The sequence below is a fragment of the Pseudoduganella sp. UC29_106 genome, assembly GCF_044055365.1.
Taxonomy (GTDB): Bacteria; Pseudomonadota; Gammaproteobacteria; order Burkholderiales; family Burkholderiaceae_D; genus Rugamonas.
Genome location: NZ_CP171976.1, coordinates 46,577 through 56,018 on the forward strand (window position 1 = coordinate 46,577; position 9,442 = coordinate 56,018).

The 9,442-nt window shown below is 54.5% G+C and carries 13 protein-coding genes; 2 read left to right on the top strand and 11 right to left on the bottom strand.

Features of this window, described 5'->3' with window-relative positions; translation table 11 throughout:
* Window positions 1-18: 18 nt before the first annotated feature.
* The 11 genes from ACHMW6_RS00315 to ACHMW6_RS00365 form a co-directional block, all read right to left on the bottom strand.
* Entirely contained in the window at window positions 19-600 is a 582-nt protein-coding gene (locus ACHMW6_RS00315) for a type 4 pilus major pilin (protein ID WP_395398628.1), read from the bottom strand.
* A gap of 17 nt (window positions 601-617) precedes the next feature.
* Entirely contained in the window at window positions 618-1,682 is a 1,065-nt protein-coding gene (locus ACHMW6_RS00320; RefSeq protein WP_395398630.1) for a hypothetical protein, read from the bottom strand.
* A gap of 2 nt (window positions 1,683-1,684) precedes the next feature.
* Entirely contained in the window at window positions 1,685-2,950 is a 1,266-nt protein-coding gene (locus tag ACHMW6_RS00325) for an ATPase, T2SS/T4P/T4SS family (protein ID WP_395398632.1), read from the bottom strand.
* 386 nt (window positions 2,951-3,336) lie between these two features.
* Window positions 3,337-3,612 (bottom strand): hypothetical protein, encoded by a 276-nt coding sequence (locus ACHMW6_RS00330; protein WP_395398634.1) that lies wholly within the window; start codon window positions 3,610-3,612, stop codon window positions 3,337-3,339.
* 330 nt (window positions 3,613-3,942) lie between these two features.
* Window positions 3,943-4,410 carry a hypothetical protein gene (locus ACHMW6_RS00335; protein WP_395398636.1) on the bottom strand — a complete coding sequence of 156 codons (468 nt, stop codon included), beginning with the start codon at window positions 4,408-4,410 and terminating at the stop codon, window positions 3,943-3,945.
* Window positions 4,407-4,838 (bottom strand): hypothetical protein, encoded by a 432-nt coding sequence (locus ACHMW6_RS00340; protein ID WP_395398638.1) that lies wholly within the window; start codon window positions 4,836-4,838, stop codon window positions 4,407-4,409. Before ACHMW6_RS00340 ends, ACHMW6_RS00335 begins: the two co-directional genes overlap by 4 nt.
* A 323-nt stretch (window positions 4,839-5,161) precedes the next feature.
* Complete coding sequence (locus ACHMW6_RS00345; protein WP_395398640.1) at window positions 5,162-5,758, bottom strand: hypothetical protein; 597 nt, start codon at window positions 5,756-5,758, stop codon at window positions 5,162-5,164.
* The gene (locus ACHMW6_RS00350; protein WP_395398642.1) at window positions 5,728-6,078 is read right to left on the bottom strand and encodes a hypothetical protein; all 351 of its coding nucleotides are present in this window, start codon (window positions 6,076-6,078) and stop codon (window positions 5,728-5,730) included. Before ACHMW6_RS00350 ends, ACHMW6_RS00345 begins: the two co-directional genes overlap by 31 nt.
* A complete protein-coding gene (locus tag ACHMW6_RS00355; RefSeq protein WP_395398644.1) occupies window positions 6,069-6,272 on the bottom strand; it encodes a hypothetical protein in 204 nt (67 codons plus the stop codon). The genes ACHMW6_RS00350 and ACHMW6_RS00355 overlap by 10 nt, the downstream gene beginning before the upstream one ends.
* A 7-nt stretch (window positions 6,273-6,279) precedes the next feature.
* Window positions 6,280-6,684, bottom strand: coding sequence for a hypothetical protein (locus ACHMW6_RS00360; RefSeq protein ID WP_395398646.1), 405 nt, complete (start codon window positions 6,682-6,684; stop codon window positions 6,280-6,282).
* The gene (locus ACHMW6_RS00365; protein ID WP_395398648.1) at window positions 6,681-6,977 is read right to left on the bottom strand and encodes a hypothetical protein; all 297 of its coding nucleotides are present in this window, start codon (window positions 6,975-6,977) and stop codon (window positions 6,681-6,683) included. The genes ACHMW6_RS00360 and ACHMW6_RS00365 overlap by 4 nt, the downstream gene beginning before the upstream one ends.
* Here ACHMW6_RS00365 and ACHMW6_RS00370 point away from each other — a divergent pair.
* Together ACHMW6_RS00370 and ACHMW6_RS00375 are read left to right on the top strand one after the other, a co-directional pair.
* Window positions 6,963-7,475: a hypothetical protein gene (locus ACHMW6_RS00370; RefSeq protein WP_395398650.1), complete on the top strand. Its 513-nt coding sequence runs from the start codon at window positions 6,963-6,965 to the stop codon at window positions 7,473-7,475. The two genes, ACHMW6_RS00365 and ACHMW6_RS00370, sit on opposite strands and share 15 nt — an antisense overlap.
* A 1,657-nt stretch (window positions 7,476-9,132) precedes the next feature.
* Window positions 9,133-9,258: a hypothetical protein gene (locus tag ACHMW6_RS00375; protein WP_395398652.1), complete on the top strand. Its 126-nt coding sequence runs from the start codon at window positions 9,133-9,135 to the stop codon at window positions 9,256-9,258.
* Window positions 9,259-9,442 lie beyond the last annotated feature (184 nt).

Below are 9,442 nucleotides of genomic sequence, written 5' to 3' on the forward strand. Positions count from 1 at the left end.
TTCTGCTCGATATCAGAATCAGCTATTTTTGAATTTCTCAACCAACAAAGTGACGAAAGCAGCGGATTTGCATTGATCGTTCAGGCTATTCGCATCGATCACGCCGCCAGCAGCCTTAACCATAGTGCCGGCCACAGTGATGCGATCAGCGTCACTAGCCAGCTGATTCGCAACATGCGGGCACGAAGAGGTAGGAATCAGAGTATCCGTGTAAGTCATCGTGTCGCCGGTTACGTTCGTCTGCGTTACGCCAAAAGTGGCCGTGCCGCCGAACTGGTTATTGATGACGTTACCGCCTGGCAAATACTTAGGATCGATAATGTTGCTGTTGGGGTTCGTTACAGTTGCATTGTTCAATCCCGTAAAGCTCGGTGCACCGCTATAGATTGCTGCAGCTGCCTTCATATGGGACGAAATTGCGGAAGCCTCCTGCCAGCCCTTAATGAACGGCAGTGCTACGCGATTGAGGAAGAAGATAAACGCCATTGCGCCCAATACCACACCACCCCAGATGATGATATCGGTAATCATCACTGCACCAGCTTGGTACTTCTTGTTTTTGCCGTAGTAATGCGATTTGATTTGATTCACAGTTTTCATGTTTGTCCTTACCTTATTCAATGAGTAAAACCAGCGAGAGAGAAAATCTGAATAATTGCTACGCCGCCGCTTGCGAATAATAACATTAAGCAGACACCAAGGGCCAGTTGCAACATACTTTCAATCTTTGGCCCTAGGTTAACAATATCTTTTGTGACAGTGCGAAGTGCAATATCTGCAATTTCACGTATTTGCGTATGCCAATCGCCCCAACGCGTATAGTCGGCCATTAAATCGCCCAATTCGTCATTGAAAAGCCCAGTCGAAATAATGGCTCGTCCAACGTCGCCACCATCCTCCGATAGCAGAGCCAGCATATTCTTTATGTGATTGCGAATATAAGGATTGCTATGTTCCTGAATCCTCAGTAACGATGCACGCGGGGGGGTATTTGCCAGCATCAGAAATGAAAGATTCACAAGGAAAATGGCGCACTGAAAGTCCCGGTATTTAGAGTACAAAACAGTCCGGTCGGCAATTTTTCGGCCAGCACCAGTCCAGCGCGAAAGGCTCAAATACCACGCAGAAACTAAGCCGGAGCCAAAAACGAAAATCGCCACCAGAAGTGCTGAAAGCTGGCTCGCCGTACCGGCAGCAATTCGGGTGATTGTCGGCCACTTGTCCCTAGGCAAAGTATCGGCAATGGTCGGGAAAAAGAAGTTGTCGCAAAAGACCAAAAGCCCTGCGAACATCACTGCTGGAAGCCAGATTTTGGAAATGGCGGACCAAACAGCCTCAGTCATTTCATTGATCTTGATTACCGAGTCAGACAGGAAGCGAAGGCCCAGCGATAGCCGGTGCGTTTCCTCAGCTGATGCCAAGAGCGCATATTCAGTGGTCGGCACAGTTCCCCGCATCGCCTTGGAGATACTGCCAGCTGCGCTATCCGTCAGTTGGTCGTGCCAGTGTTTGTAAATCGTCGCCAAAGGGCTATTACGGCGCTTGTGCGTGCGATATACAGCCTTGAACTCTTCCAGAGGGGGCGAACCATGATCGAGCGCGAAGGCCAGCGCAGCATAAATTCCGGCGCGGCGACGGTGAAAGACCAGCCGAGCCCAGAAAAACGAAAGCGAAAATGCCATATCTATGCCGCCTTCAGTTTTTGCGCAGTGGTCCGGAATCGGAACGTGCGGAGATAGCCCAGCTGCTTTTCTACGTCGCGCACGTCCAGCACACCCAGGGCGACGTGGTAGAGCGCGTTTGCCAGAATCGGCTTGCCCGTTACGTCATCTTCCGTAATCAAGGAATTGCACAGACCCAGCCAATAGTCTTTCGCTTCCAGATCCAGGTTGTTGCGCATCAGGCGCATGTACTCTTCATCAGGCTCAACGATTTCGAGAACGGCTTGACCGCCCTTCCTGCCACGGATGCAATATGGCGAAGCGTCTTCATTGGTGCAGCCAGCCGGATTGCGCAAGCGCATATTGGCGAGCGGCACACCCAGCCTATCCAGATCGCGAATAAGGTCAGCGCCCAAATCCGCGGCCGTGGCCGGACGGCTGCATTTATCGCACAGCTTAGGTAGCAGTCGCTGGTAGGCGAATCCCGCCACCATGTCAGGGTCACACATGGTTTGACGCGGAATCCGGATTTCAGTACCACACAGACGGTCGATACACTTATTGGCGCCGTTGACGTGCAGCGAGGTAAAGACCTTCGGCCCGGTCTGGCTAAGCACGCTCACCATGCCGCCCATTGTGTAATCGCGGATCTCACCGATGAGGACGCGGTGCGCGCCCATACGCAGTGTGCGCTTCACCGCGTTTTCATAGCCGATCAGGCCGACAGGAACACGCGTGACGCCATACTGACGATACTCAACAGGATCTTCAAAGGTGAGCACGTACTGCTTGCGCTCCTCCTTCGGCACGTACATCAGAGAGTAAAGTGTCGTCGTCTTGCCCTGCCCCATTGGGCCAGTGATGTACACACCGCCCTTCGGGTTATCCGCAACGCGGCGCAGCGCTGCAGCAGACGAAGGCGTAAAGCCGAGGTCTTCAAGCGAAGGAACAGTACCCGCCTGGCCTTGCGGCTGAATACGCATAGTCACATCGTAGCCCCCATCGTTTTCTGGCAGGCTTTGATATCGAAGGCGGTAATGCCGGCCTGCTATCTCGATATCAATAATGCAGCTCTGGTCCAGCTGGCGGCTAAAGGTGTTTTTGTCCGGCTCGAACGAGGTCTTATCAGCTAGGTTTGTGAAAGCGTTAGAACACAGATCATTGCCCAGAGAGGCGGAAATCGACGCGTAGTGGTAAACCTCGTTGTCGATCAGGTGAACGATGCCGCAATTCTCCGTCCGAACGTGAAAACGAATCTCGGTCGCACGGTTATTGATCGCAGCGGCCAACAAACTTTGAAAATAGGCAGTGGTCGAAGACTTCTTTTGATCCAGTTCGTAGGAGGTGGATGCGCTGGTCTTGCCGACGTACTTGTTCCGGATGAACGCTCCGGTTTGTAGCGTAATGGTCAGTCGATAACCCAGCCCCTCCAGTCGGCCTTTTAGCGCGCTAAACTCCGCCGTCCCCTCAAACTCTTCGTTACAACCACGTGCGCTGCGCCTGCCTCTTCGGCTGCGGCACTTTCAAACTCCGCGACAACGTGCGCCTGGTGTTGACTGCGAATAGGGATCATGGCGCCGTTGTCGCCAGTCAGCAAATACGGATAGCTCCGCGTAACCTTGCGCTTTGGTGCGGCCTGCCGTAGCCGTTCGACCAGTTGGCTAATGATCTTTTTTCATTCTTGGCTCTGCAGTTCAAATTTGAGGGGCTTGCTGCATTTCTTCGATTTGCTGTCTGCTTTCGGATTCGATTTCTTGTCCTTCGGTTCGAGGCAAACAGTGTCCTTGCCGATTTCGGTCACAACCTTGTCCAGCACTTCAGCGCCCACGTCCACGATGCGAGGAACGCCGTTCACCGACAGAACAGCTTTGCGCTTGCCGTCGCGCTCAGAAAAACGCACCAGTTCCAGTTCCTTTGGTTGACGCACCTTTGTCTTGCTGGCGGCACGCAATGCGGCGGTGTCAAGTGGCATACCCGTCGCATCAACTACCGGAATTGGCTTCGCTTCGGTCTGAGCCGCCCCGCACGCGGCGCGTATGCACCATTTGCGGAATTAGGTTGACCCGGCTGCGTTGGTTGGCCCGGTTGGGAACCCGCTGCCGCAGGCTGCCCGTTAGTCTGCTTGGTAGCATCGGAAACGGTCAGCATTTCATCGGCAGCGGGCTTCGGAGGAGCCGTATAGCCGCGCTGAGCGTCGAGGATGGATGGACCGGCAGGCGCCGCCTGATTTTGTGCCTGCGCCATTTGCAACAACGAACCGGCTACAACAAAGGCAATAAATTTAAATCGCATAGAATTTCCCAGTGAATTCAACCTTGACGTCGCCACGCTCTTTATAGGTCAAAGTAATTTTCTGAATGGTCATCAGATCGGGCAATTTCTTTACCTGATCCAAAGCCGCATATGGCACGGTGAACGAATAAGAACCGACCATTAATTTGTCTTTAGGATTGGCATTGGGCGGCGCTCCAGGGACAAGTGGCTGCTGCTCGTTGATGGTGGGCTGCAGCTTTTCGTCCGACAGTTGCTGAAACCAGCTCACAATGGCTTGGCCAAATTGGTTACGCGTACCAAGAACTAGCTTCTTCTCGTCGGCTTTTTTTGTGAAAGAGACAGCGCGGGAAATCGTGTCAATCGAATTGAACGATATGCTTGTGTCGTTCTCGGGAACCTTGAAGGCTTCAAAGAAACCGCGAGTGGTAGCGCCCTGGTTGCGCTTCCAAGTCGCAATGCAGTCGGTGCCGTTCACACGATGGTTTGCAGCTTCCAGCCTGCAATCTCGGCTGGCATCTTCTCCACGAACGGTAAGAAGCCATCCGTCACGATCGAAGGGAACTCACGCGCCTGAACAATTGTGTTCATGGCGGCAATGACCTGATCGTGATAGATCGCGGCTTGGTCGGGAGGCGGTGCTTTCTTCTGCGGTTGAAATACATCCAACAGATCACCGGAATAGTAAGTACCGATGACAAGTACGGCGAGCCCTACGGCAACGGCGATTTTGTTCTTAGGCGATTGCAGGCGCTTGAGCGCGTGAATCTCGTCTGCCGCACTGGTGATGCGGTCCAGTGGGAACCGCTGAACAGTCGAAAAATGTTCGACCATGCCGCCATAAATCTTCTGCTGGATTTCCTCTTTAGGACGACTATCAAGGTATTTGCGAACAGTCTCAGCCACGATGGCCGGCGAGCCCCACTACGTCATGGCCTTCAACGGGCAAGTGATCGCGAATGACAACGCAGCACGCCAGATCCGCTGAGAACTGGTGCACGAAAATTCCGTTCCCCCCTCCAGCTTTTCCGACAGGACAGCAGCCGCGGAGCGAAGTTTCTCCGTCCGCTTGAACGTGCCAAAGCCAGCACGCACGTTGCCATCCCACTTGACTTCGCAATAAGCGTTGCGGAACTCTCAGCAGCAAGGCGGCGAATCTCCTCCTTGTTGTCGCTGATGACTGTCCGCCAATCCAAGCCGAATACAATGTTCTCGACAATGTGCGCCATTTACGACCCTTCGAGAACCGGCGTCATCATAATGACCGTTTCCGTGTAGTCGGTATCCCCGACTTCGGAGCCCATCGTCTGTTTTGCAAACAGCCCTTGATCTGTAGCCTTGGACACCTTGCGCTTGAATCCCGAGAGGATCAGCGTGCCGCCGGATTGAATGACGGACTTGTTCAGGAAGTTGAGACCGCCCAGCAGAGGCTTGTCGATATCGCCTTGCTTAGTGGCTTGAATCAGGTTCTTCAGCTTAGTGTCATCGATGCCAAAGCGGACCATGACACGGCCGCCTGGAAGGACTTTGGGAATCACTTGGATCAGCTGACCGTAAGTAACGTAACCGGGGATTTGCGAAAACAGCACCTGGCCGTTGGTGCCACTGGTCGGCGTGATCGTGGTCTGCTGAACATAGGTCTGCTCGTCGGTATTTGCCAGCGTGCTTGCCTCGTTGTTGATTGCCATCAGCGCATACGGCTTGACGTCAACAATTTTGCTTGCGGTCGAAATAGCGGAGAAGATTGCCGCCGTGCCGTTCATCCGGTCAGTGCCGCCGACAGGATTGAGAATGTTCAGACCGATGAGGCCGGCGCCAGGCTGCACAAGGTTGGTCGAGTACCAAACGTGAAATTGTATTTCCGGCCTTCACCCAGATTCTTGTAGACCAGATTCCAATCCACACCGGACTGGCCCACGGAAGTAGTAGCAACCGTGATTTCCAGAACGCGGAACAGCACCTGCTGCGTGTTACTGTGGTTGGAGCTATCAATGAAATCAGCGACTTCCTTATGGCACGCTTTCGAGCATGTAACGTAGAAGCCCAGTCCCTTGTTCTCGACTACGTTCTTGTCGCCCGCAATAGACTTGAGAGTGTTCAGCGCATCCTTCCAGGAATCGTCGTCATTCGCAATAGTTACATCCAACTTGCTGTTGAAGCTGCCGGAACTACCGTGTTTTGCCCGCCTTGTGCGCCGACAGTCGATTGCGAGGTCTTACCCAGCTCCATCGCACCCTTAGTGGTGCTAGCCGTGTTATAGAACGGATACAGGCGGCGGAATACGGAATCGATATGTAGCACGCCGCCTTCCATGTCGTAGTCCAAACCGAATTGCGCCATTGCTGTCTCAATCAATTCCGCCCCAGGTCATCGGTGGAATAGAAGACAGGCTAATCGTCTTGACCGCGCCCAGCTTCCCAACCCGCACGCCAACACCGGTTTCCTCGGTGATCAGGTTCGCGAACTGCTCAGGACCATAGGCAAAGGGCGTATCGAAGTGAACCAGCGTCTTGCTGCGCAGCGGCAAAGGAAGTTCATCTTTCAAGGCGACCTTCGCCACAGACGTTTTGCCAAAATACGGAGTTGGCGACACCGGCAGCACAATTGGCTCAGGCATCGCCAGCTTGGCGCGCGCCTGGGCCATTGCTTGATCTGCGCTGGAATAGTCCTTCTTTACTTCCTGCTTAACTTCGGTACTTGCACAACCAGACAGCACAGCAGCTGCGGCAACGGCTACGATTTTTAATTTCATTTGGACTGTTCTTGTGGGGTTTTGGAAGACTTCTTCATGGGCAGGATCACGATCTGCTGAAATGCGGTCGGCTGCACTTGAAATGCGGAATCGCTATCGCGGTAGGCTTCGCCAAGGACGGTCAGCGCCTCCCAGATATCACCACTGGACAGCACCTTTTCGCGCGGCACAGAAATAGGGAAATCGCGGGTTTCCCAGATGACGTCCAACTTGCCATCAGGATTCCCGCGCCCGCCTGCTTCCGTCGCCCAGTCCTCGATCACTTCACGAAGCGAACGATGATCGGGCTTCACCGCCCAGCGCCCGACGACCTTAGCTGCCGCCGCCGGTTTACAACAACCGGCGACGCGGCGACCGGCGCAGAAACCGGGACGCCAGGCTCAACTACTTCCGCACCGCTTAAATCGACCTTGCCCGGCGCAAGCGTTCGGGACGCAATACGCGAACTGGCCGGGCTGCTGCTCTGTTCTGGTTTCAGTCCGCGCTCAACAATGCGAGGATTCTTGACGGGCTCCGGCGGCAATGGCTTGTTCAGCAACGAACATGCCGAGAGTGAAACTGAAGAAAGGAAAATAAGCCAAGTTTTGATTTGCATACTATTTAAGTTCTTCACTAAAAATTTATTTAATAATGGTATTGCCGCAGGACAAGAAAGTCAACGAAAACAAGGCTTTTGTTACCAGAAAGTAAAAGGCAAACATTCTACATGGAAATATTTTTGTTCGTACAGCAATTACAACTTGCTTGACTATGTGACAACTACGACAATTCTTCTCTCCGGAAGCCAGTAAAGCCCTTCAGCGGCGCGATGTGCGCCGACCTGGGCAACCCCCTTAATGGTTTGTGAAAACGCGCCGTGGTGCCGTTTGTGCGGCGCAGGCATGACCGGCGCCGGGTCCCCAGCAGCTGCCCGTCGATTAGCGGCCGTGCGCCCTGGGCGACGTCCACCAGCCACAAGGCGATGACGGTTTATATTTTCCGGCCGCGGTGGGCCTGGCCGGGCTCTACCGCGCACCCGCTACAAACACAGGACTTTCGCGGAGCCAGATCCGCGTCCCTACTGTCAAACAAGTGGGAATGAAATGCCGTGGCCTCTGAACGAAGAGGAAGTCAAGAGGTCGTGGAATACCGCAGCCCGCTTGCGGGCGAGGATATGCCGCGAAAGCCTCTTGAGTTCGTCGTAGTGACTGACGCTCCCCGACAGAGGCAAGGGGTTCTCCCTTGCCTCCGAGGATCAAACGCGGCCGTTTGGGCAAGCCCCCTAGGGGGCGCGACAGTGGGGTGGTTTGACTTCGGACAAGCCCCGAACGGCCTCCTACGCGCTCCGCGCGTTTGCGATCCGACGATAAAGCCGTCGGACCGCCCTGTTACACCTAAAAACCGATGAAATAAATGCCGTGATCTGCAAATAACGCTTGCATCAGCCAAAAACCGCCGCATAGCCTTCTTTGGAAGGCTAGGGGTGGCGCTTCGCGTTAAGTTTGCGCAAGGGCCGCCTCCGCCTGAGAAGGCGGAGGGGTAGTCGGCCCTGTCAAGGGCGGACGGAAGATCCCGAAGCCCGAAGGGTTCGCCCGTCGTCCGGGCGAAGGATTGAGTACCGCCCACCACTGGCAGTAGCGAGGGACAGTTTACAAGGGGCGGTTTACCGCCCCATACCTTGTTCGCCCGCGTCAGCGGGTGAAGTCCATTCATATCGGGAGTCAAATGCCACGTATCGATATCTAATGCGTTAACGCTTGCAGATCGATTTTGAGACTTTCTTGTGCGCGAAGCGCAGTCTGGGATTCCCCTCAGGGGGTGCCCGCTGGCGGGCGGGGTGGTTGATTAATTCGCAACAAGGAGCGTAGCGATACTTGTTGTATTAAAGATAATGATTAGAAAATGGATTAGAACACACCGGGTCCTCTATCGAAAACGCGTATTGCCGGGAATCAATTGCCGTGCTTCCGGGAATCAGTTGCCGTATGGCTGGGAATGAATTGCCGTGAGCGTGGGAGTGAGTTGCCGTAGGAAAACGGAAGTCAGATGCCGTATCAGAGGGCAAAAACGGGTGGGAATCAGATGCCGTTTGTATTTTTTTCAATTTCAGGCGCTCTAAACGGGAGTCAAATGCCGTAGGGGATACGAAAACGACCATTTTTCAATGCATTGCGGACACTTTTATGTAAGAGATTCAATAAAAAGTGGTCAATAAGGGGGTGGGAGTGAAATGCCGCGGTTGTTAATTCAGAAACTGCGGTAAATGCTTGATAACGGAACGGGAGTCAAATGCCGTGGGTAAGGCCGCAATCGGCATGAATTCGGGAGTCAAATGCCGTACTTAGCGCAGAACAACATTGCTTTGCAGAACGCATCGGGAGTGAAATGCCGCGATGCGATACCCCGCCATAGGTCCTGTGCGGCGCGATCGGCGCCGGCCTGGCCAACTCCCCTAACCCGTTTGCGAAAATGCCTTCCCGCGCCGTGTGCGCTGCGCTGGCTAGCACCTGGTCGGAGCCGGTCCGTGCGGGCGTCGATTCGGACGGCGCCGCCCTGGGCGACGTCCACCAGCTGCAGCCGGTCATTGGTTTGTGAATACGGCCGCAACGCGGCCTGGCTGAAGATCTTCCGGCAACGGCAGCTGCTCGATGCGCAGCTGCTGCAGGTCCTAGGGCGGCGCGATCGGCGCCGGCCTGGCCGACTCCCCTACCCATTTGTGAAAATGCCTTCCCGCGCCATGTGCGCGGCGCTGGCCAGCGCCTGGCCGGCGCCGGTTCGT

Bases quoted from the DNA above. Each gene is read 5' to 3' on its own strand.
- ACHMW6_RS00315 (WP_395398628.1), bottom strand. From the start codon at position 600: ATGAAAACTGTGAATCAAATCAAATCGCATTACTACGGCAAAAACAAG.
- ACHMW6_RS00320 (WP_395398630.1), bottom strand. From the start codon at position 1,682: ATGGCATTTTCGCTTTCGTTTTTCTGGGCTCGGCTGGTCTTTCACCGT.
- ACHMW6_RS00355 (WP_395398644.1), bottom strand. From the start codon at position 6,272: ATGGCGCAATTCGGTTTGGACTACGACATGGAAGGCGGCGTGCTACAT.
- ACHMW6_RS00360 (WP_395398646.1), bottom strand. From the start codon at position 6,684: ATGAAATTAAAAATCGTAGCCGTTGCCGCAGCTGCTGTGCTGTCTGGT.
- ACHMW6_RS00370 (WP_395398650.1), top strand. From the start codon at position 6,963: ATGATCGGGCTTCACCGCCCAGCGCCCGACGACCTTAGCTGCCGCCGC.
- ACHMW6_RS00375 (WP_395398652.1), top strand. From the start codon at position 9,133: ATGCCTTCCCGCGCCGTGTGCGCTGCGCTGGCTAGCACCTGGTCGGAG.